The following is a 21,013-nucleotide window of genomic DNA, read 5'->3' as shown; positions in this document are numbered from 1 at the left end:
GAACGGCGATGAGCAGATTGTTGCGAACCGGACTGAATGCTGGCGAGAGCGCGCCCATGGCCGTGGTCGGCGGCGAGGGCGTCTACTTTCATCTCGCGGACGGGCGCAAGCTGATCGACGGCAGCAACACCGGCGGCGGTCTCGGGCATCGCCACCCCGTGATGGTAGAGGCGATCCGCCGCGCGGCCGATACACCCGTCGTGAACGAAGGCTGGACCTGGGTCGGCCGCGAGCAGGCAGCGGACGATCTGATGGCCACCGCGTTCCAAGGCGAAGAGGATTGGGTCGGCGCCGTCCGTTTCTGCATCAGCGGCAGCGAGGCCAACGACATGGCGTTGTCGCTGTGCCAGGCGCTGACGCAGCGCTCAGCACTCGCAACGCGTGAGCGCGCTTATCACGGCATCACCGGCCTGTCGCGCAGCATGACGGTGCAGCCGCAATGGCACGGCGGTCTCGCGGTGCATGCCGGCGGCTCGAAGCTACCGGCGCCGATGGCGCCGGTGCGAATCCTGCCGGCTCCGGATGGCGCGATCTATGGCGCGCCAGCCAACAATGCGCCTCCGAGCGAATATCTGGCGGATGCGACACGCCTGCTTTCGGATACCGCAGCGACGATCATCGATTACACCCAGGGCGGCATCTATTACGAAGGCGCGTATCAGGACGAGGTCGCACGCTGCGCGCGGCAGGCAGGCTCTTACTGGATCGCGGACGAGGTCGTCACCGGCGCAGGACGCGCCGGACGCTGGTTCGCGTTCCAGGGTGCTCAAAGCCGCCCAGACATCGTGACTCTCGGTAAGTCGCTTGGCGGCGGCGCAGCCGCTGTCGCTGCCGTCGTAGTGTCGAAGGACATCGTCGAGCGGCTCAAGGGCACGAGCTGGCAGAATTACGGCACCCTGCGCGGCCATCCGATCAGCATGGCTGCCGTCAGCGCCTATCTGAAGGTCGTGACCGAAGACAAGATCCTGGAGCGCGTGCAAAATCTCGAAAAGCTGTTCACCCGCCGCCTGCTCGCCATCGCGCAAAAGCATCCGAGCGTGAAGCGTGTAGCGGGGCAGGGGCTGCATTGGACGGTGGAGCTGCACGGCCCGGATTGGCGCAACTGGCATGCCGACACCACCGAGGTCCCGATCGCCTCACGCGTCGCCGAGCGGGCATTGGAGGCCGGCGCAGTGATCGGAACCAGCGGTGAGCAGACCTCGCTGTTCCTGGCGCCGCCACTCGTGATATCCGAGCGTGAAGCGACGCTGCTGCTGGATGCGCTCGACCACGGTCTGGACATCGCCGACGAGGAGCACGGGTGAACGCAGATCCCGCATCGCCCCGTCGATCGCCGGCCTGGCCGGCGGACGAGCCCTGGCATCTCGCGATGCCGGAGGGAACGCTTTACGACGCGCTGGTGCGCGCTGCGCACGACCGGCCGTCGCATCCGGCGACGGTGTTTTATGGCTCGAGCCTGAGCTACGCCGAGTTGCGCGACCGCGTCGATGCCATGGCCGGATTCCTGCAATGCGTTTGCGGCGTGACGCGCGGCGACCGCGTCATGATCGCGCTTCAGAACTCGCCGCAATACGTCATCGCTTACTACGCGGTGATGCGGGCGGACGCCGTGATCGTGCCCGTCAACCCCATGAACAAGACGGCCGAAATTGCGTATCTCGCCGAAGACAGCGGCGCCAGAGTCGCGCTCATCGGCAGCGATCTTACCGAAATATTTGCGCCGCTGCTGGGCGAGGCCATCGCGCATGCGATCGTCGCGCAATATCGCGACGAGGTGCCTAGCGCCACGCCTTATACGCTGCCGTCGTGCGTCACCGAGGGGCCGTCGGAAGTGCCGCCGTCGCCCGGCTGGCATTCCTGGTCGTCTGCGATCGCGAAAGGCTTGCAGCCTGATGCGATGAGAGCGGGGCCGGACGATCTCATGATCCTGCCCTACACGTCGGGCACGACGGGCAAGCCCAAGGCCTGCATGCATACCCATCGCAGCGCGCTGTTCACCGCGGTCCTGCAGGCCCGCTGGTATGGGCTCGATGGCAATGACGTGATGACCGGCTTCATGCCGCTGTTCCACGTTGCGGGCATGCAGGGTTCGATGAATGCCGCTGTTGTCACGGGCGCCACGCTGCTGTTGATGGCGCGCTGGGACAAGGATTTGCTGCCGGATCTGTTCGAGACCTATGGCGTGACGTTCTGGAACGCGGCGCCGACCATGATCGTCGACGTGCTTGCCAGCGCCCGGTTCCGCGACCGGTGCTTTGCGAAGCTCAAGGTCCTGACTGGAGGCGGTGCGGCGATGCCGACCGCAGTGGCCGAGCGGCTGAAAGGACGATTCGGCCTCGATTTCGTCGAGGGCTACGGCATGACCGAGACGATGTCGCCGAGCCACCTCAATCCGATGGCGGCGCCGAAGCGGGAGTGTCTCGGAATCGCCGTGCAGGAGACCGATGCAAGAATCATCGACGCAGAAAGCCTGATTGAACTCGACGACAATGTCGTCGGCGAGATCGTCGTGCACGGGCCGCAGGTGCTGCAAGGCTATTGGAACAGGCCGGAGGCCGACGCAGAGTCCTTCATCGAACTCGACGGCAAGCGGTTCCTGCGCACCGGAGATCTCGGTTATCGCGATGCTGACGGTTATTTCTTTGCCGTCGATCGCCTGAAGCGGATGATCAATGTCAGTGGCTTCAAGGTGTGGCCCGCCGAGGTTGAGGCCGCGATGTACCAGAACCGGGCCATCCGGGAATGCTGCATTATCTCGACACCAGACAATTACCGCGGCGAGACCGTCAAGGCGCTGGTCGTGCTCGACGAGGCCGCACGGGCGACGACCTTGCCGGACGACATCATCGGCTGGGCGCGCGGTGCGATGGCCAGCTACAAGGCGCCGCGCGCCGTCGTCTTCGTCGACCAGCTGCCCCGCACCGCGAGCAACAAGATCAACTGGCGGCTTTTGCAGGACGCCGAATGGGGGCGGACGGCATGAAAGCTGCTTGGCTGGAAAACCGGCGCAAGACCGCGCTATGCTGCGCGCGCCGACACGCCCCTGAAGCTGCGATCCCCAGCCTCGCCAAGAAATTCAATAGATCAGGAACTTGCTGATGCGTATCGTCACTGTTGCCGCCGCCCAGATGGGTCCGATCCAGAAAACCGACAGCCGCGAGGCCGTGGTCAAGCGCATGATCGCGCTGATGGACGAGGCCAAGGCCAAAGGCGCCGATCTGATCGTCTATCCGGAACTCGCGCTGACGACGTTCTTTCCGCGCTGGTACATGGAGGACCGTGCCGAGGCCGACATCTGGTTCGAGCGCGAGATGCCGAGCGCTGCGACGAAGCCGCTGTTCGAGCGCGCGGCGCAGCACCAGATGGCGATGAACTTTGGTTATGCGGAGCTGACGCCCGACGGTCATCACTTCAACACCGCGATCCTGACCGACAAATCCGGCAAGATCGTCGGCAAATATCGCAAGGTCCATCTGCCGGGTCATGTGGAGTACGACACCAGGCGCTCGCACCAGCATCTGGAGAAGCGCTATTTCGAGCCGGGCGATCTCGGCTTCATGGTCTGGCGCGAGCTGGGCGGCATCATCGGCATGGCCATCTGCAACGACCGGCGCTGGCCCGAGACCTATCGCGTCATGGGCTTGCAGGGCGTCGAGATGGTGCTGATCGGCTACAACACGCCGTCCGTGAATGCGGAGAATAGCGAGGAGGGCGTCGAGAAGCGCCTGTTCCACAACCGCCTCTCGGTGCAGGCCGGCGCCTATCAGAATGCGACATGGGTGGTCGCCGTCGCCAAGGCCGGCAATGAGGATGGCCACCCGCTTTTTGGCGGCAGCTTGATCGTCGATCCCAATGGCGAGATTGTTGCCGAGGCCAAGACGGAAGAGGACGAACTGCTGGTGCATCCCTGCGACCTCGATGCCACCATCTTCGGCAAGACCACGATCTTCAATTTTGCCCAGCATCGCCGCATCGAGCATTACGGCCTGATCACCAGCCAAACCGGCGCGGTTCCGCCGCCGGAGAAGTGACGCCGATGGTGAACAAGGGCACATCAGGCATTTCCCTGCGCGAGCTCGATCCGCGCGATCGCTACAAGCTGCTCTGCGGCGTGGTGGTGCCGCGGCCGATCGCGCTGGTGACGACGCTTGACGAGAACGGTGCGGTCAACGCCGCGCCGTTCAGCTTCTTCAACGTCTTCTCCGAGAGTCCCGCGCTGATCGTGCTCGGGCTCCAGCACAAGCCCGATCACAGTCCGAAGGACACGACCCGCAACATCCATCGCGACGGCGAGTTCGTGGTTCATATGGTTGACGAGGCGCTGTCAGCGGCGATGAACGATTGCGCGGTCGATTTTCCCTCCGGCGACAGCGAGGTCGCCGCGACCGGGCTTGCGACGCTTGCCTGCATCGACGTGAATGTGCCGCGCCTGGCTGCAGCGCCGTTCGCGCTCGAATGCCGGCGCCACACTGTGCTCAACTTTTCGCCCGATCGCGAGCTTCTGGTCGGCGAAGTCATCAGGATTCACGCTCGCGACGGCCTGGTCGACGAAGCGAACATGTATGTCGATCTCGAAGCCTACCGGCCGATCGGACGCATGTTCGGCAATCTCTACACGACGCAGCGGGACACGTTCGCGCTGGCGCGCGAGAGCCATGCGCAATGGCTCGCGCGCCGGGACGCTCAAGTGCTGAAGGACGCCTAGTGACGCGAGAACTGCACCGTTCCCAGCGCCATGGTGACGGCCGCCTGTGTCGGGTCGATCACGGCAATACCGAGCGCGTCTTCCAGCGGACGGCGGTGGCGCGCCATGCCAGCGCAGCCCATCACGATGGCGCGGGCGCCGTCCTCGTCCCGCAGCGCGCGGCCGATGTCGATCATTTTGGCGAGCGTGCCTTCGCCGGAAGCCGTCTCCGCAACGCTCATGTTGAGCGGCCGCTCGCCGGCGAGTCGTTCGGTCAGTCCCATCTGCCTGAGATAACGCATGTGCCGCGGGATCGAGCGCTGGGCAATCGCAATGACGCCAAATGTCTCGGCGCGCGCCAGCGCCGTCAGCACGCCGCACTCGGCGATGCCAAATACGGGGCGGTCGGTGCCCTCACGGCAGACCTGAAGCCCGGGATCGCTGTAGCAGGCGATGACGAAGGCGGCCGAACTGTTATCGCCTTCGACCAGCTTTCGGAGCGGCATCGCGACGCCATCGACATCGGCCTGGCTTTCAATGCCGAACGGGCCCTCGGTCAGCGTCTGGCAGACCAGTTCCGGCCCGCCTTCGAAGCCAAGCGGCTTCAGCGCGTCCTCCAGCCCTTGCGTGACTGCGGGGTTGGAGTTCGGATTGATGACGAGAATGCGCGGCCGGGGCATGTTGGTCTTCCCTTGAAATGGCGATCACGTGTTTCAGGCATATCATGGAGTGCCTCATGACTGAACCCACCTACGACCTGATCATCCGCGGCGGACGCGTCGCCACCACGACCGACGTTTTCGAGGCCGACGTCGCCATCTCCGGCGAAACGATCGTGGCGGTCGGCCGCGGACTTGCGCCGGCCAAGCGCGAGATCGACGCACGCGGCAAGCTGGTGCTGCCCGGGGGCGTCGACAGCCACGCCCATATCGAGCAATTGTCTGCAGCCGGCATCATGAACGCCGACACTTTCGAGAGCGCGACCGTCTCTGCCGCCTTCGGCGGCACCACCACGGTGATCCCGTTCGCCGCCCAGCATGTCGGCATGAAGCTGCCGCAGGTGGTGGAGGACTATCACGCGTTGGCGAAGAAGGGCGCCGTGATCGACTACGCCTTCCACATGATCATTGCCGACGCGACCAAGGAGACGGTCGAGGAGCACATTCCCGCGCTGGTGAAGCAGGGCCATGCGTCGATCAAGATCTTCATGACCTACGACCGGCTCAAGGTCGATGACGAGCCGCTGCTCGACATCCTCCTCGCCGCGCGGCAATCCGGCGCGATGCTGTGTGCCCACGCTGAAAACCACGGCATCATCGCCTGGATGGTGAAGCGCCTGCTCGCGCGCGGCTACACGCTGCCGAAATACCACGCCGTCAGCCACGCCCGCGTGTCGGAGGCCGAAGCCTTCACCCGGCTGATCGGCATGGCGGCGCTGATCGACCAGCCGATCATGATCTTCCATGTCTCGACCGCCGAAGGCGCCAAGGTCATTCGCGAATCGCGTGGGCAGGGACTCAAGGTTTTTGCCGAGACCTGCCCGCAATATTTGTTCCTCACCGCCGCCGATCTCGACAAGCCCGGCGCCGACGGCGCCAAATGGATGTGCAGCCCGCCGCCGCGCACGCATTCGGACCAGGAGGCGCTGTGGCAGGCGCTGTCGCTCGGCGATCTCCAGACCATCTCGTCGGATCATGCGCCGTATCGTTTCGATGAGACCGGCAAGCTGCGCGCCGGCCCCAATCCCAACTTCAAGCAGGTCGCGAACGGCCTGCCGGGACTGGAGCTGCGGCTGCCGCTGCTGTTCGACGCGATGGTCTCGAAGGGGCGGCTTGGTCTCGAAAAATTCGTCGAGCTGACGTCGACGGCGCCCGCGAAGATCTACAATCTGCATCCACGCAAGGGCTCGATCGCGGTCGGGGCCGATGCCGACATCGCAATCTGGGACCCCAACCGCGAGACAACGATCGCCGATGAGATGATGCACGACCTTGCCGGCTACACGCCGTTTGCGGGCCGCAAGCTGAAGGGCTGGCCGGTGTCGGTGCTGTCGCGCGGCCGCGTCATCATCGATGGCAACAAGTGCCCGGCGAGCCCCGGCAGCGGCAAGTTCCTCGCGCGCAGCGGCGGCGAGGCGGCAAAACCCACCGGCCGGCTCGTGGCCGACATGGATCCGGAACGGAATTTTGGGGCAAAGCTGCTGTGACGATGGACCCCAGCATATGAGGATCGTCATCTTCGGCGGCACAGGCTTTGTCGGCCTCAATCTCGCGGAGGTGCTGCTGGCGCGCGGCCACGACGTGACGCTGTATGACCGCGCAGAGTTGCCGCCATCCGCGCGACGATCTCTTGCTGACGATGGCGAACGGCTCAAAGCCGTGCAGGGCGATATTACGGACGCAGAAGCCATCGACGCCCTCATCGCCGAAGGCGTTGATGCGATCGTGCTTGGTGCCGCTGTCACCGCCGGCGACGATCTCGAGCGGGCGTCGACCGCGCGCGTTCTCGAGATCAACGTGATGGCGCAGATCCCCATCCTGCTCTCCGCCATTCGTCATGGCGTTCGCCGGGTCGTCAATCTCTCGTCGGCATCGGCCTATGGCGCGGCGGGCGCGCGGGTCGAGAGTCTGGACGAGGACTCGCCGTGCGATCCGGTCTCGTTCTACGCCATCAGCAAGTTCACCTCTGAGCGATCGGTGGCGCGCCACGCTGAGCTCTTTGGCGGCGATTTCCTGAGCGTGCGCCTGAGCGCCGTGTTTGGTCCATGGGAGCGGCCCGGTTCGGTGCGCGATACGCCGAGCCTTCAGTACCAGATCCTGACCGCGTTCGCCCGCGGCGAGCCGGCCATCATGCCTGAAGCTGGCATGAGGGACTGGATCTATGCTCCGGATGCCGCGGAAGCCGTCGCGTTGCTGATCGAAGCTGAGCGGCCGCGCCATCGGCTCTACAACATCTCCCGCGGCGGGCTATGGCCGGCGCTGCAATGGGGCGAGGCCTTCGCAGCGTTGCATCCCGGCCTGGAGTGTCGGCTCGCGGCGCCCGGCGAGAAGACTGCCATCAAGCTGCATGGATCCTATCGCGCGCCGCTATCCGTGACGCGGATGGCGGATGAGTTTGGCTGGCGCGCGCGGTTCGGCTGCGCCGAGTCCGCCGCGGCGATGAGCGCGTGGTTGGCGCGGCACAAGGAGTGGATCTGAGATGCGGCTGCAGGGGCGCACGGCTATCATCACCGGCGCAGGCTCGGGCATTGGCCGGGCCAGCGCAAAGCTGTTCGCGGAGGAGGGGGCACGTCTCGCTCTGGTCGATCGCGATGCCGCCGGCCTTCAGGAATCGCTCAGCCTGGTGAGCGGGGCAACGACGCATGTCGGAGACGTCGGCGATGCCGGTTTCGCGAAGACCATTGTTGGCGACGTCGTCGCGCGCCACGGCCGCCTCGATATCCTGATGACGGCGGCGGGCTTTTCCTGCGGCGGCACAGTGCTGACGACGAGCCCGGACGACTGGGACGCGGTGTTCCGCGCCAATGTCGGCGGCACCTGGCTGTGGGCGCGGGCCGCCGTGCCTCAGATGCAGCGACAGAGGAGCGGTTCGATCATCACACTGGCGTCGCAGCTCGCCATCGCCGGGGGCAAGGCCAACAGCGCTTATATCGCCGCCAAGGGCGCTATCGTCAGCCTGACACGGACGATGGCGGTGGATTTCGCAACCGACGGCATTCGCGTCAACGCGATCGCGCCGGGCGCGATCGACACACCGATGCTTCGCCGCAGCTTTGCCCGTCATGCCAATTCGGACGAGGTGCGCGAAGCCTCCCGCAACCGCCACGCCATGAAGCGGTTCGGGGAGGCGGAGGAAATCGCGCAAGCCGCGCTGCATCTCGCCAGCGATGCATCGTCCTTCACGACCGGCACCGTGATGGTGGTCGACGGAGGATGGCTGGCCGCATGAGTGAGGCACTGACCAACCTCGAAGCCGATGTTCGCGCCGATCTTGCGAAGATCGCGCATCCCGGCGCCGCGTGGCTCCCTCCAAAGCCGGGACCGGACGGCAAGCCGGCGCTTGACGTGCTCGTCATCGGCGCCGGCCAATCCGGCATCGCCATCGGCTTTGGCCTGATGCGCTCGCGCGTCAGCAACATCCTGCTGCTCGACAAGGCCGAGGAAGGGATGGAGGGGCCGTGGCTCACCTATGCCCGGATGCCGACACTGCGCAGCCCGAAGGATTACACCGGTCCGGACCTCGATATTCCGAGCCTGACTTACCAGTCATGGCACGAAGCGCGTTTCGGCCAGGAGAACTGGCAGACGCTCGACCTGATCCCGCGCGGGCATTGGGCGGAATATCTGCTGTGGCTGCGGCGCACGGTTGGATTGCCGGTGCGCAACGGCTGCGAGCTCCTGGAGATCGCTCGGGCCGCGAACGGCCTGCTCGCCGCACACGTGAAACGTGCCGACGGCACCGAGACGCTCTATGCGCGCAAGATCGTGCTGGCGACCGGGCAGGAGGGGATGGGCAGCTGGATGATCCCGGAGCCGCTGCGCGATCTGCCATCAGGTTCGATCGCGACCGTCGCCGACCATATCGATTTCGAAAGCCTTCGTGGCAAGCGTGTTGCCGTGATCGGTGCAGGCGCGTCCGCCTTCGACAATGCGGCAACAGCGCTGGAAGCAGGTGCTGCCGAAGTGCATATGCTGTGCCGCCGCGCGCAGATTCAATTGATCCAGCCCTATCGCTGGCTGACCTTCCGCGGCTTCCTGCGCCATCTCAGCGATCTCGATGATGCCTGGCGTTGGCGCTTCATGCGCAAGATCCTGGAAATGCGGGAAGGGTTTCCGCAGCCGACTTACGACCGCTGTGCGCGTCATGCCAATTTCACACTGCACGAAGGTGCACCGGTCGAACGTGTACGACAGACCGATGGCGGCGTTGAATTGCAGACGCCGCGCGGCGCCATCACGGCGGACTTCGTCATCTGCGGCACCGGCATCGACATGAACTTTGCCGGGCGCGGCGAGCTGCGCGCATTTGCCGGCAACATCGCAACCTGGGCCGATCGCTACCAACCGCCTGCGAGCGAACGCAACGCGCGGCTTGGCCGCTTTCCCTATCTCGCCGACGATTATGCCTTCACCGAGCGTGTGCCGGGCGAGACGCCGTGGATCTCCGACATTCATCTTTTCGCCATCGCCTCCACCATGAGCTTCGGTCCGTCGGGATCGTCGATCAATGCGATGACGACTGCGGTGCCGAAGCTGGTCGATGGCCTGACGCGCGGCCTGTTCCGCGCCGATATCGCTCACCACTGGGCTTCACTCAGCGCCTATGATGTGCCGCAGGCCGTTGTCACGCGGCCAGCGCAAAAGGTGGGAGACCCCACATGATTGTCCATGCGCCGCCGCGACGAAGCGTCCTTCCAGGACTGGCGCGCAACTTGCTTGTTTATTAATCTGCCTCGCTGGCGTTTCTTGTCGAAATCTTGGGGAAAACGAATGCGTTTTGTGTCTTTCAGGCCTGCGATCTGCGTGCTCGCCACCACTGCGCTGTTGCTCATCGCTACCGCACCTTCGCAGGCGCAAACCAGGGCGGAGACATTGCGCTACGTCACCGGTGCATCGGTCAATACGCTCGATCCCAACATCCCTGGCTCGACCCGCGAGTCCTTCGCGCTGAGCATGAGCACCTACGACCGGCTGGTGGCGTTCGGCCGCAAGCAGCTCAACGGCAAATGGGTGTTCGATCTCGACAAGATCACGGGCGAGCTCGCCGAATCCTACGACGTCAGTCCAGACGGGTTGAAGCTCACCTTCCGCCTGCGCAAGGATGCCAAGTTCCAGGATGGCTCGCCGGTCACGGCCGAGGATGTGAAATGGTCGCTCGACCGCTGTGTCACCGCGCCGATCCTCGGCAAGGCGCAATTGCTGACGGGTTCGTTGACGTCGGCCGACCAGTTCAAGGTGATCGATCCGCTCACCATCGAGGTGACGCTGCCAAAACCCGACAAGCTGGCGTTGCCCAATCTCGCCACCGTCTATCCCTTGATCATCAACTCCAAGGTCGCGAAAGAGCATGCGACGGCGGACGATCCCTGGGCCACGGCCTGGCTGAAGGAGCACACCGCCGGCAGCGGCGCCTATGTGGTCGAGACGTTCAAGCCGGGTGAGCAGGTCATCCTCAAGCGCGACGAGACCTGGAACCGCGGCTCGCCAGACAAGCCGGCCTTCTTCAAGCGCGTGATCGTGCAGTCGGTGCCGGAGCCGGCGACCCGTGCCAATCTGGTCGAGCGCGGCGATGCCGATATCGTCGTCGATCTCCAGGCCAGCGACGTGCAGTCGCTCGAGGCCAAGGGCAAGCTCAAGGTGGTCTCGACGCCGCAATACAATGCGATCACCTTCGTCTCCATGAACAACCAGATCCCGCCGTTCGACAATGTCAACGTCCGCCGCGCCATCGCTTTCGCGCTGCCCTATGACGATATGTTCAAGGCCGCCTTGTTCGGCCGTGGCGCGCCGCTGTTCGGCGCGAATTGGCCAGATGGCAAGCCGCTGAACGGCATCTATCCGTTCCAGGCGCCGGTGAAGGTCGATCTCGACAAGGCCCGTGAATACCTCAAGGCCGCGGGCTTGCCTGAGGGCTTCTCGACCACCTTCAGTTTTAACGTCGGTCAGGCCTCGACCGCGGAGCCGATGGCGGCCCTCGTCAAGGAATCGCTTGCCAAGATCGGGATCAAGGTCGACATCCAGAAGCTGCCGGACGCGCAGATGTCGACGCAGATCAACGAGAAGAAGCTGCCCTTGTTCACCGAAGGCATCGTCGCCTGGCTGCCCTCGACGGACTATTTCTATCGCAATTTCTATACCGGCAATCAGCGCTGGAACTACAGCTCGATCAACAATCCCGAGCTGGCCGCGATCGCGCAGGAAGCCCGCTTCGAGCCGGATAAGGCGAAATACGAGGAGGACGGCCGCAAGCTCAACGCGATCCACTTCAGCGAGATGCCGCAGATTCCGCTGTGGCAACCGAACCAGGACGCGGTCATGGCTCCGTCGATCGAGGGCTACACCTACGAATTCCATCGGCAGGTCGACTACCGCGATGTTAGCCGCAAGTGACGGCAGCAAACGGGAAGGACGCAAAAGGGGTGACGAGCAGTCTTGGCACGACGATGGTGCGGGCGGGCAAGCGGCTGCTGTCGTCGCTGCCGGCACTGTTCGGTGTGCTGGTCTTCACCTTTCTGTTGATGCGCGTCCTGCCAGGGGACCCCGCGGTGTTCTTCGCCTCGGGGCCCAACGCCGGCAAGGAGGAGATCGAGCAGATCCGCAAGCAGATGGGGCTCAACAGGTCGGTGCCGGAGCAGCTCGTCTACTATCTCTCCGACATCGGCCACGGCAATCTCGGCCGTTCCATGATGACGGGGCAACCCGTGCTGAAGGATCTGCGCGAGCGGCTGCCGGCATCGCTCGAACTCACCTTCACCGCGCTTTTGATCGCGCTGATCGCGGCCGTGCCGCTCGGCGTGGTCGCGGCGCTGCGGCCGGGGTCGTTCGTCGATCATGGTGTGCGGTTGTTCTGCGCGCTCGGCGTCTGCGTGCCGACCTTCGTGTCGGGCTTGTTGCTGATTTACGTTTTCTATTACCTGCTTGGGCTTGCGCCTGATCCAACCGGGCGGGTCGATGTCTTCACGTCGCTGCCGCCGCAACGCACGGGCTTCCTATCGATCGATTTCCTGCTGGCCGGTGATGTCGAGGGTTGGTGGGCGGCCTGCAAACAGTTGATCCTGCCGGCGGTGAGCATGGCCCTGTTCGTCATCGCGCCGCTGGCGCGGATCACGCGGGCCTCGATGCTGGTTTCGTTGGGCAGCGATTTCGTCCGCACCGCGCGTTCCGTTGGCCTGTCCTGGCGCAAGGTGGTCATCACCTATGCGCTGCGCAACGCGATCCTGCCCGTCATCACCATTGCGGGCATCGTGTTCTCAACCATGCTTGGTGCCAACGTCCTGGTGGAAAAAGTGTTCTCCTGGCCGGGCGTGGCCTCCTACGCGCTCGATGCGTTGTTGTCCTCCGACTATGCGCCGGTGCAGGGATTCGTGCTGCTGATGGCGAGCCTCTTCGTGCTGGTCAATCTGGTCGTGGATGTCTGCTACGGCATCGCCGATCCCAGGGTGTCGATCGAATGACCAGCGCCACCCTTCGCCATTCGGTCTGGATCCTGCGCGGGAACCCGCTCACCGGCGTTTCCGCGGCCGGCGTCCTGCTGTTCGTGCTCGTCGCGATCTTCGGGCCCTGGATCGTGCCCTATGATCCCGTGGTCTCGAATGTTTCGGAAGCGCTTTTGCCACCGAGCGCGGCGCACCTCGCCGGCACCGACCAGCTCGGGCGGGACGTGTTCAGTCGCCTCGTCGTCGCTGCCCGGCTCGACCTCACCATCGCGGTTTCCGCGGTCGGCATCTCCTTCGTGATCGGCGCCGTCGTCGGCGCGTTCTGCGGCTATGCCGGCGGCAAGCTCGATCGTGGCGTCGGCCGCTTTGTCGACGTCATGATGGCCTTTCCATTGTTCGTGCTGGCGATGGCGATGGTGGCCGCACTCGGAAATCGGATCGAGAACATCGTGATCGCGACCGCGATCATCAATCTTCCGTTCTACATCCGCTTCGCGCGGGCCGAGGTGAACGTCCGTCGCAATGTTGGCTGGGTGGAGGCCGCACGTGCCTGCGGCGAGAGCCATTTTTCGGTGGTGCTGCGGTTCCTGCTGCCGAACATCTTGCCGGCGATGGCGGTGCAGATCTCGCTCAATCTCGGTTGGGCCATTCTCAACGCGGCCGGCCTGTCCTTCATCGGCCTCGGCGTCAAGCCGCCGACGCCGGAATGGGGCATCATGGTCGCAGAAGGTGCGCGCTTCATCTCGACCGGGCGGTGGTGGCTGGTGGCCTTTCCGGGCCTTGCACTGATGATGGCCGTGCTGTGCTTCAATCTCCTCGGTGACGGGATGCGGGACATTCTCGATCCCCGCATGCGCACATGAGCGAGGAACTGCTCAGGATCGACGATCTCCACGTCTCGTTCTCGACGCGGCGTGGACTGGTCGAAGCTGTGCGCGGCGTCACGCTCGCGGTCCAAGCTGGCGAGATGCTCGGCCTCGTCGGCGAGAGCGGATCAGGAAAATCGGTCACCGGCTTTGCGACGACTAGGCTGCTCGACACTGCCGGCCGCGTCACCGGCGGAAAGATCCTGTTTCGCGGGCAGGATGTGACGAAGCTCAGGGGCGACGACCTCCGTCATCTCCAGGGCGCCGCGATGTCGATGATCTTCCAGAATCCGCGGGCCGCGCTCAACCCGATCCGCGCAATCGGCCTGCAGATCGCGGACGCGATCCTCACGCATAAGCGGATATCGAAGGATGCCGCGCGCGCCGAGGCGCTGGAGTTGCTGCGCGCCGTTCAGATTCGCGACCCTGAAACGCGGATGAACGCTTACCCGCACGAGCTCTCCGGCGGCATGTGCCAGCGCGTGATGATCGCGATCGCGATCTCCTGCAATCCTGCGCTCTTGATCGCCGACGAGCCGACCACCGGTCTCGACGTCACCACGCAGAAGGTGGTGATGGATCTGCTCGCGGACATTGCCGCCGCGCGCGGCATGGCGACCATCCTGATCACGCACGATCTCGGGCTCGCGGCGCGCTATTGCCGCCGCATCGCCGTGATGGAGCGCGGACGCATCGTCGAGGAGGCGAGTCCAAAAACTCTCTTCAGCGCGCCGCAGCACGCATACACGAAGCGCCTGGTGGCGGCCTCGCCGACCGCGACGTCACGGATCGAGGACCTCGTGACGGAGGCGGAGCGGGAGCGCCACGCGACAGTTGTCAGCAAGCCCAGGCAAGAGCTCGCGCACGGCACGCCGCCGCTGCTCGAAGTGCGAAAGCTCGCAAAGCGCTTCGACCAGGGCTCGGCCGCGGTCGCGGACTTCTCGATGGTGATGGCCGGCGGCGAAAGCGTCGGTCTCGTCGGTGAATCCGGCTCAGGCAAGAGCACGACATCGCGGATGATCTGCCGTCTGATCGACCCGAGCGAAGGCGACATCGTGTTCGATGGACAGTCGATCGGGCATGTTGCGTCGCGCGACTTTCACCGCTCGCGCTTTCGCAAAGACATCCAGATGGTTTTCCAGGACCCGAACGAGAGCCTCAATCCGCGCTACACGGCCTTCGACTGCATCGCCCATCCCTTGATGCGGCTCGACGGTATGCGCATAGGCGACGGGTTGCAGGAACGGGTGGAGGAATGCGCGGAGCGGGTCGGCTTGCCGCTGGATCTGTTGCCGCGCTTTCCGCACCAACTCTCCGGCGGCCAGAAGGCCCGCGTCGGGATTGCCCGTGCCATTGCGTGCCGGCCGCGGCTCCTGGTTCTGGACGAGCCGACCGCCGCGCTCGACGTCTCGGTGCAGGCGGTGGTGCTGCAACTGCTCGATCGCTTGCGCCGCGAGAACGACATCGCGCTGCTGTTCGTCAGCCACGATCTCAACGTGGTGCGAATGCTCTGCGACCGCACCATCGTGCTGCGCAACGGCGGCATCGTGGAGCAGGGCGAAAGCCGCGCGCTGTTCGACAACCCGAAAACCGACTATACCCGCGAATTGGTCGAGGCGATCCCGCATATCGAGACCGGGCCGGCGCTGGCGGCCGCGCTTTGATGCCGCTGTTTGGTACTTGGACTAGCCAGAAAGTCGATGAGATCTGGCTGGCGAAGGTCCGGTTACTGGCATACCATTTGCACGCTAATGGGCTTGGTTTCATCTGCCCTTGGCCAATGAACGGCCGGCATCACGGCAATACTGGGAGGACTTTATGGATCGCAGGACCGTATTGAAGGGACTGGCTGGCGCGGGCGGTCTGGCATTGTCGGGTGGCCTCTCGGCGCCGGCGATCGCGCAAGGCGCCTCAGCCCGCACCCTGCGTTTCGTGCCGCAGGCCAATCTCGCCAATTTCGATCCCATCTGGGGCACCCAATATGTCGTGCGCAATGCAGCGGCGCTGGTTTGGGACACGCTCTACGGCGTCGATTCCTCGCTCCAGCCGCAGCGGCAGATGGTCGAATCCGAGGAAGTGACCGACGATGGCACGACCTGGACGTTCAAGTTGCGGCCCGGGCTCAAATTCCATGACGGCGAGCCGGTGTTGAGCAAGGACGTCGTTGCGAGCCTGACGCGCTGGGCCGCGCGCGATCCCATGGGCCTGATGATCAGGGCAAACCAGCAGGAACTCACCGCTGTCGACGATCGCACCTTCAAATGGGTGCTGAAGCAGCCCTTCCCGAAATTGCTTTACGCGCTCGCCAAGAACAATGCGCCGTGCGCCTTCATCATGCCCGAACGCACCGCGCAGACCGATCCGTTCAAGCAGATCACCGACTATGTCGGCTCCGGGCCGATGAAGTTCGCCAAGGGCGAGTGGGTCCCCGGCGCGAAGGCGGTGTTCGAGAAGTTCGCCGACTATGTGCCGCGGCAGGAGAAGGCGTCGTGGCTCGCCGGCGGCAAGCAGATCCTGATCGATCGCGTCGAATGGATCGTGATGCCGGATCCGGCGACCGCGGCGGCCGCGTTGCAGAACGGCGAGGTCGACTGGTGGGAGAACCCGATCGCGGACCTCGTTCCCGTCCTGAAGAAGAACAAGAATATCAGCGTCGATATCGGCGATCCCCTCGGCAATATCGGGTCGTTCCGCATGAATTTCCTCTATCCGCCGTTCAACGACGTGCGGGCGCGGCGCGCGGTGCTGATGGCGATGAACCAGGAAGACTACATGCGCGCGCTCGTCGGCGACGACAATTCGCTGTGGAAGTCGCTGCCCGGCTTCTTCACGCCGGACACGCCGCTCTACACCGAGGCGGGTGGCGAGATCCTCAAGGGCAAACGCGATCTCGACGCCGCCAAGAAGCTGCTCGCCGAGAGCGGCTATTCCGGTCAGCCGGTCACGTGCCTGGTGGCGCAGGATCAGCCCATCACCAAGGCGCTCGGCGATGTGACCGCTGATCTCCTGAAGCAGCTCGGCATGAATGTCGACTTCGTCGCGACCGACTGGGGCACGGTCGGCGCGCGCCGTGCGGTGAAGACGCCGCCGGGACAGGGCGGCTGGAACATGTTCCACACCTGGCACGCGGGTGCGGACTGCATCAATCCCGCTCCCTACACCGCCATTCGCGCCAATGGCGACAAGGCCTGGTTCGGCTGGCCTAACAGCCCCAATACCGAGAAGGAAGTTTCGTCCTGGTTCGAGGCCAAGAACCTCGATGAGGAGAAGGCGGCGGTCAGTCGACTCAACAAGGCCGCGCTCGAAGACGTCGTCTATGCGCCGACCGGCTTTTTCCTGAGCTACACGGCCTGGCGCAAGAACGTCTCCGGCATCGCCAAGGGGCCGCTGCCGTTCTTCTGGGGCGTATCGAAGTCCGCATGATCCTGCGCTGAGGCCAGATGCTCTCCTATATCCTCCGGCGCATCGTCTCCACCTTGCCGGTGATGGCGATTGTTGCACTGTTCGTGTTCAGCCTGCTTTACATCGCGCCGGGTGATCCCGCTGTGGTGATTGCAGGCGACCAGGCAAGCCCGGAGGATGTGGAGCGCATCCGCCAAGGCCTCGGCCTCGACCGTCCCTTCCTGATTCAGTTCGGAAGCTGGGTCTGGCGTATCCTGCATGGTGATCTCGGCACCTCGATCTTCACCAATCTGCCGGTGTCGGCGATGATCGGGCAGCGCCTGGGACCGACGTTGTCGCTGATGATCGTCACGCTCTTGCTCACGATCGTTGTCGCAGTGCCGCTCGGGGTGGTGGCGGCCTGGAAGGCGGGCACCTTCATCGACCGCGCCATCATGGCGTTCGCGGTGTTCGGCTTCTCGCTGCCTGTCTTCGTTGTCGGCTACGTCCTCGCCTATGTCTTTGCACTGGAGCTCGAATGGCTTCCTGTGCAGGGCTATACGCCGCTCACGGAGGGCTTCTGGCCGTGGCTGCAAAACCTGATCCTGCCGTCGATCGCGCTCGGCTGTGTCTACATTGCGTTGGTCGCGCGCATCACACGCGCCACCATGCTCGAAGTCTTGCAGCAGGACTATATCCGCACCGCCAAGGCCAAGGGCCTCGGGCAAGGCGGCATCCTGTTCATCCACGCACTGAAGAACGCGGCGGTTCCGATCGTGACCGTGATCGGCATCGGCATTGCGCTCCTGATCGGCGGCGCAGTCGTGACGGAAAGCGTGTTCGCGATCCCCGGCCTCGGCCGTCTCACGATCGATGCGATCCTGCGCCGCGACTATCCCGTCATCCAGGGCATCGTGCTGCTGTTCAGCTTCGTTTACGTCCTCGTCAATCTGATGATCGACGTCACCTACACGCTCGTTGACCCGAGGATCCGCTATTGACCGATACGACCGTCAACCCGCAAGCGCTCCCGGCCGGCTTCGTCGTCGCGCCGCAGCTGCCGGAGATCCTTCGGCCTGTCGTGATCCGGCGCGGCATCGTCGGCTTCTTGCGCGGCCATCCGACCGTCGCGATCGGCGGTGCGCTGCTGCTGACGCTTGTCCTGATCGCCGTCTTCGCGCCCTATCTCGGAACGGTCGATCCGACCGCGCTCGCGCCGGCCAAGCGCACGCGCGCGCCGTCGGCCGCGTTCTGGTTTGGCTCCGACGTGCTCGGCCGCGACATCTACTCACGCGTGCTCTACGGCGCGCGAGTCTCGCTCACGGTCGGCCTGTCGGTGGCAACGCTCGCCTCTGCCGCCGGCGTTGCCATCGGTATCGTCTCCGGCTTTGTTCGCTGGGCCGACGGCATTCTGATGCGCTTCATGGACGGCTTGATGTCGATCCCGCCGATCCTGCTCGCGATCGCGCTGATGGCCCTGACGCGCGGCAGCGTCGGCAACGTCATCCTGGCGATCACCGTTGCCGAGATCCCGCGGGTTTCCCGTCTTGTTCGGAGTGTGGTGCTGTCATTGCGCGAGCAACCCTATGTCGATGCAGCCGTGGCCTGCGGCACGCGCACGCCGATGATCATCCTGCGCCACATCCTGCCCAACACGCTCGCGCCGATGCTGGTCCAGGCGACCTATATCTGTGCCAGCGCCATGATCACGGAGGCGATCCTGTCCTTCATCGGCGCCGGCACGCCGCCGACCATTCCGTCCTGGGGCAACATCATGGCCGAAGGCCGCGCCCTGTGGCAGGTCAAGCCCTACATCGTGTTCTTTCCGGCGGCCTTTCTTTCGGTCACGGTGCTTGCAGTGAATTTGCTTGGCGACGGCCTTCGCGATGCGCTCGATCCGCGCATGGCCAAGAGCCTCTGATGTTTCGAGGCTGATCGCCATGGCGCTGCTTGAAGTCGAGAACCTGCAAACCCATTTCCGCACGCCGAGCGGCATCAACCGCGCGGTCGACGGCGTGTCGTTCCACGTCAACGAGGGCGAGACACTGGCGATTGTCGGCGAGTCCGGCTGCGGCAAGTCGGTGACGTCGATGTCGCTGATGCGGTTGATCCCGGAGCCGCCGGGCAGGATCGCGGGCGCCATCCGCTTCGCGGGCAGGGACCTCCTGCAACTCTCCGATCGCGAGATGCGCGCCATCCGCGGCAACGATATCTCGATGATCTTCCAGGAGCCGATGACGAGCCTCAATCCGGTGCTGACCGTGGGCCGCCAGATCCGCGAGACGCTGATGATACATCAGGGCCTGGACAAGCAGGCCGCCGAGGCGCAGGCAATCGAGATGCTGACGCTGGTCGGCATTCCCGAGCCGAAGCGGCGCGTGCGCGAATATCCGCACCAGCTCTCTGGCGGCATGCGCCAGCGTGTAATGATCGCGATTGCGCTCGCCTGCAATCCAAAACTCCTGATCGCGGACGAGCCGACCACCGCGCTCGACGTGACCATCCAGGCGCAGATCCTGAAGCTGATGCTCGATCTCAAGCACCGCGTGGGTGCGGCGATCATCCTGATCACCCACGACCTCGGCGTGGTCGCCGAGATCGCCGAGCGCGTCATGGTGATGTATGCCGGCCGCAAGGTCGAGGAGGCGCCCGTGGCCGAGCTGTTCCGTTCGCCGCGTCATCCCTACACGCAGGGCCTGCTCGGTGCGGTGCCGAGGCTCGGCTCGTCGCTGACCGGCACCGCGAGGCGGCTCGCCGAAATTCCCGGTCAGGTGCCGGATCTCAGGAAGCCGATCACCGGCTGCGTCTTTGCCGGCCGCTGTGCGCTCGCGACGGATCTCTGCCGGCAATATGCCCCGGGGCTTGAGGAGAAGGGCCCCCGCCACATCGCCGCCTGCCACTATGCAGCCAAGGGAGCCGTCGCGGCATGAGTCCTCCGCTGCTCCAGGTCAACGACCTCAAGAAGCATTTTCCGGTCAAGACCGGTCTGTTCGGCCGCAAGTCCGAATGGGTCTACGCGGTCGACGGCGTGTCCTTCGAGATCGCGCGCGGCGAGACGCTGTCGCTGGTCGGCGAGTCCGGCTGCGGCAAGTCGACGGTCGGCCGCGCCATCCTGCGGTTGTTCGACATCACCTCGGGCCAGGTGATCCTCGACGGCCAGCGCATCGACGACGCGCATCCGAACACGATGCGCCAGATGCGCCGCCGCGTGCAGGTCGTGTTCCAGGATCCGTTCTCGAGCCTCAATCCGCGCATGCGCGTGCGCGACATTCTGGCCGAGCCGATCCGCAACTTCGGTCTTGCCAAATCCGCGGAAGACCTGGAGGTGCGCGTCACGACGCTGATGGATACGGTGCGCCTGCCGCGCGAGGCGCTGAATCGCAGGCCGCATGAATTCTCTGGTGGTCAGCGGCAACGCATCGGCATCGCGCGAGCGCTCGCAGCTGAGCCTGAGCTGATCGTCTGCGACGAAGCAGTCTCGGCGCTCGACGTTTCGGTCAAGGCGCAGATCGTCAATTTGCTGCAGGACCTTCAGCAGAAGTTCGGTCTGGCGCTGCTGTTCATCAGCCATGATCTCGCCATCGTCGAGCACATGACACATCGCGTCGCGGTGATGTATCTCGGCAAGATCGTCGAGGTGGCGCCGCGCCGGGAGATCTTTGCCGCGCCAGGACATCCCTATACCAAGGCGCTGCTCTCGGCGGTCCCGCTGCCGGAGCCTGGCGCCCAGCGCAATCCGATCATTCTCGGCGGCGACGTGCCAAGCCCGATCAACCCGCCGAGCGGATGCCGCTTCCACACCCGGTGTCCCTACGTCTTCGATCGCTGCCGAACCGAGGAGCCGCTGCTTCGTTCGACTGAGGGCGAGCGATGGGTCGCCTGCCATCTCGACGCCTTGCCGCAGGGCTAGGCGCTGTCAATCCTGTG

General features: G+C 64.6%; 18 protein-coding genes. 17 read left to right on the top strand and 1 reads right to left on the bottom strand.

The window, feature by feature from the left end:
* The first annotated feature begins 8 nt into the window (after positions 1 to 8).
* The 4 genes from ACPPVR_RS28545 to ACPPVR_RS28530 all read left to right on the top strand — a co-directional run bounded on the left by ACPPVR_RS28545 (position 9) and on the right by ACPPVR_RS28530 (position 4,705).
* Entirely contained in the window at positions 9 to 1,304 is a 1,296-nt protein-coding gene (locus ACPPVR_RS28545) for an aminotransferase class III-fold pyridoxal phosphate-dependent enzyme (protein WP_426609893.1), read from the top strand.
* A complete protein-coding gene (locus ACPPVR_RS28540) occupies positions 1,301 to 2,983 on the top strand; it encodes a long-chain-fatty-acid--CoA ligase (protein WP_426609892.1) in 1,683 nt (560 codons plus the stop codon). The genes ACPPVR_RS28545 and ACPPVR_RS28540 overlap by 4 nt, the downstream gene beginning before the upstream one ends.
* Before the next feature lie 115 nt (positions 2,984 to 3,098).
* On the top strand, positions 3,099 to 4,031 hold the full coding sequence (locus ACPPVR_RS28535) for an N-carbamoyl-D-amino-acid hydrolase (RefSeq protein ID WP_426609891.1): 933 nt from the start codon (positions 3,099 to 3,101) through the stop codon (positions 4,029 to 4,031).
* A gap of 5 nt (positions 4,032 to 4,036) precedes the next feature.
* The gene (locus tag ACPPVR_RS28530) at positions 4,037 to 4,705 is read left to right on the top strand and encodes a flavin reductase family protein (RefSeq protein WP_426609890.1); all 669 of its coding nucleotides are present in this window, start codon (positions 4,037 to 4,039) and stop codon (positions 4,703 to 4,705) included.
* Here ACPPVR_RS28530 and ACPPVR_RS28525 read toward each other — a convergent pair.
* The gene (locus ACPPVR_RS28525; protein WP_426609889.1) at positions 4,702 to 5,364 is read right to left on the bottom strand and encodes an aspartate/glutamate racemase family protein; all 663 of its coding nucleotides are present in this window, start codon (positions 5,362 to 5,364) and stop codon (positions 4,702 to 4,704) included. The genes ACPPVR_RS28530 and ACPPVR_RS28525 overlap by 4 nt on opposite strands.
* A gap of 56 nt (positions 5,365 to 5,420) precedes the next feature.
* Here ACPPVR_RS28525 and hydA point away from each other — a divergent pair, with 56 nt between their 5' ends.
* The 13 genes from hydA to ACPPVR_RS28460 all read left to right on the top strand — a co-directional run bounded on the left by hydA (position 5,421) and on the right by ACPPVR_RS28460 (position 20,996).
* Positions 5,421 to 6,890, top strand: a complete 1,470-nt coding sequence (gene hydA / locus ACPPVR_RS28520) for a dihydropyrimidinase (RefSeq protein ID WP_426609888.1) — start codon at positions 5,421 to 5,423, stop codon at positions 6,888 to 6,890.
* Between the two features lie 16 nt (positions 6,891 to 6,906).
* Positions 6,907 to 7,881: an NAD-dependent epimerase/dehydratase family protein gene (locus tag ACPPVR_RS28515; RefSeq protein ID WP_426609887.1), complete on the top strand. Its 975-nt coding sequence runs from the start codon at positions 6,907 to 6,909 to the stop codon at positions 7,879 to 7,881.
* A 1-nt stretch (position 7,882) separates the two neighbouring features.
* Entirely contained in the window at positions 7,883 to 8,632 is a 750-nt protein-coding gene (locus tag ACPPVR_RS28510; RefSeq protein WP_426609886.1) for an SDR family oxidoreductase, read from the top strand.
* Positions 8,629 to 10,065, top strand: coding sequence for an NAD(P)-binding domain-containing protein (locus ACPPVR_RS28505; protein ID WP_426609885.1), 1,437 nt, complete (start codon positions 8,629 to 8,631; stop codon positions 10,063 to 10,065). The genes ACPPVR_RS28510 and ACPPVR_RS28505 overlap by 4 nt, the downstream gene beginning before the upstream one ends.
* Before the next feature lie 108 nt (positions 10,066 to 10,173).
* Positions 10,174 to 11,793, top strand: coding sequence for an ABC transporter substrate-binding protein (locus tag ACPPVR_RS28500; RefSeq protein WP_426609884.1), 1,620 nt, complete (start codon positions 10,174 to 10,176; stop codon positions 11,791 to 11,793).
* Between the two features lie 53 nt (positions 11,794 to 11,846).
* The gene (locus ACPPVR_RS28495) at positions 11,847 to 12,857 is read left to right on the top strand and encodes an ABC transporter permease (protein ID WP_426616202.1); all 1,011 of its coding nucleotides are present in this window, start codon (positions 11,847 to 11,849) and stop codon (positions 12,855 to 12,857) included.
* Positions 12,854 to 13,702, top strand: coding sequence for an ABC transporter permease (locus ACPPVR_RS28490; protein ID WP_426609883.1), 849 nt, complete (start codon positions 12,854 to 12,856; stop codon positions 13,700 to 13,702). Before ACPPVR_RS28495 ends, ACPPVR_RS28490 begins: the two co-directional genes overlap by 4 nt.
* Entirely contained in the window at positions 13,699 to 15,369 is a 1,671-nt protein-coding gene (gene nikE, locus ACPPVR_RS28485; RefSeq protein ID WP_426609882.1) for a nickel ABC transporter ATP-binding protein NikE, read from the top strand. Before ACPPVR_RS28490 ends, nikE begins: the two co-directional genes overlap by 4 nt.
* Before the next feature lie 154 nt (positions 15,370 to 15,523).
* Positions 15,524 to 17,128 carry an ABC transporter substrate-binding protein gene (locus tag ACPPVR_RS28480; RefSeq protein ID WP_426609881.1) on the top strand — a complete coding sequence of 535 codons (1,605 nt, stop codon included), beginning with the start codon at positions 15,524 to 15,526 and terminating at the stop codon, positions 17,126 to 17,128.
* 17 nt (positions 17,129 to 17,145) lie between these two features.
* A complete protein-coding gene (locus ACPPVR_RS28475) occupies positions 17,146 to 18,087 on the top strand; it encodes an ABC transporter permease (protein ID WP_426609880.1) in 942 nt (313 codons plus the stop codon).
* Positions 18,084 to 19,007: an ABC transporter permease gene (locus tag ACPPVR_RS28470; protein WP_426609879.1), complete on the top strand. Its 924-nt coding sequence runs from the start codon at positions 18,084 to 18,086 to the stop codon at positions 19,005 to 19,007. Before ACPPVR_RS28475 ends, ACPPVR_RS28470 begins: the two co-directional genes overlap by 4 nt.
* 19 nt (positions 19,008 to 19,026) lie before the next feature.
* The gene (locus ACPPVR_RS28465) at positions 19,027 to 20,016 is read left to right on the top strand and encodes an ABC transporter ATP-binding protein (RefSeq protein WP_426609878.1); all 990 of its coding nucleotides are present in this window, start codon (positions 19,027 to 19,029) and stop codon (positions 20,014 to 20,016) included.
* On the top strand, positions 20,013 to 20,996 hold the full coding sequence (locus tag ACPPVR_RS28460) for an ABC transporter ATP-binding protein (RefSeq protein ID WP_426609877.1): 984 nt from the start codon (positions 20,013 to 20,015) through the stop codon (positions 20,994 to 20,996). The genes ACPPVR_RS28465 and ACPPVR_RS28460 overlap by 4 nt, the downstream gene beginning before the upstream one ends.
* The last annotated feature ends 17 nt before the right edge of the window (positions 20,997 to 21,013 follow it).

The organism is Bradyrhizobium sp. McL0616, assembly GCF_049993385.1.
Lineage (GTDB): Bacteria > Pseudomonadota > Alphaproteobacteria > Rhizobiales > Xanthobacteraceae > Bradyrhizobium.
Note: the sequence above shows the minus strand (reverse complement) of the source record. Positions and strands in the feature narration are given on the sequence as shown.

Bases quoted from the DNA above. Each gene is read 5' to 3' on its own strand.
- ACPPVR_RS28525 (WP_426609889.1), bottom strand. From the start codon at position 5,364: ATGCCCCGGCCGCGCATTCTCGTCATCAATCCGAACTCCAACCCCGCA.
- ACPPVR_RS28480 (WP_426609881.1), top strand. From the start codon at position 15,524: ATGGATCGCAGGACCGTATTGAAGGGACTGGCTGGCGCGGGCGGTCTG.
- ACPPVR_RS28475 (WP_426609880.1), top strand. From the start codon at position 17,146: ATGCTCTCCTATATCCTCCGGCGCATCGTCTCCACCTTGCCGGTGATG.
- ACPPVR_RS28530 (WP_426609890.1), top strand. From the start codon at position 4,037: ATGGTGAACAAGGGCACATCAGGCATTTCCCTGCGCGAGCTCGATCCG.
- ACPPVR_RS28490 (WP_426609883.1), top strand. From the start codon at position 12,854: ATGACCAGCGCCACCCTTCGCCATTCGGTCTGGATCCTGCGCGGGAAC.
- ACPPVR_RS28495 (WP_426616202.1), top strand. From the start codon at position 11,847: ATGGTGCGGGCGGGCAAGCGGCTGCTGTCGTCGCTGCCGGCACTGTTC.
- hydA (WP_426609888.1), top strand. From the start codon at position 5,421: ATGACTGAACCCACCTACGACCTGATCATCCGCGGCGGACGCGTCGCC.
- ACPPVR_RS28535 (WP_426609891.1), top strand. From the start codon at position 3,099: ATGCGTATCGTCACTGTTGCCGCCGCCCAGATGGGTCCGATCCAGAAA.
- ACPPVR_RS28505 (WP_426609885.1), top strand. From the start codon at position 8,629: ATGAGTGAGGCACTGACCAACCTCGAAGCCGATGTTCGCGCCGATCTT.
- ACPPVR_RS28460 (WP_426609877.1), top strand. From the start codon at position 20,013: ATGAGTCCTCCGCTGCTCCAGGTCAACGACCTCAAGAAGCATTTTCCG.
- ACPPVR_RS28545 (WP_426609893.1), top strand. From the start codon at position 9: ATGAGCAGATTGTTGCGAACCGGACTGAATGCTGGCGAGAGCGCGCCC.
- ACPPVR_RS28515 (WP_426609887.1), top strand. From the start codon at position 6,907: ATGAGGATCGTCATCTTCGGCGGCACAGGCTTTGTCGGCCTCAATCTC.
- ACPPVR_RS28500 (WP_426609884.1), top strand. From the start codon at position 10,174: ATGCGTTTTGTGTCTTTCAGGCCTGCGATCTGCGTGCTCGCCACCACT.
- nikE (WP_426609882.1), top strand. From the start codon at position 13,699: ATGAGCGAGGAACTGCTCAGGATCGACGATCTCCACGTCTCGTTCTCG.
- ACPPVR_RS28465 (WP_426609878.1), top strand. From the start codon at position 19,027: ATGGCGCTGCTTGAAGTCGAGAACCTGCAAACCCATTTCCGCACGCCG.
- ACPPVR_RS28510 (WP_426609886.1), top strand. From the start codon at position 7,883: ATGCGGCTGCAGGGGCGCACGGCTATCATCACCGGCGCAGGCTCGGGC.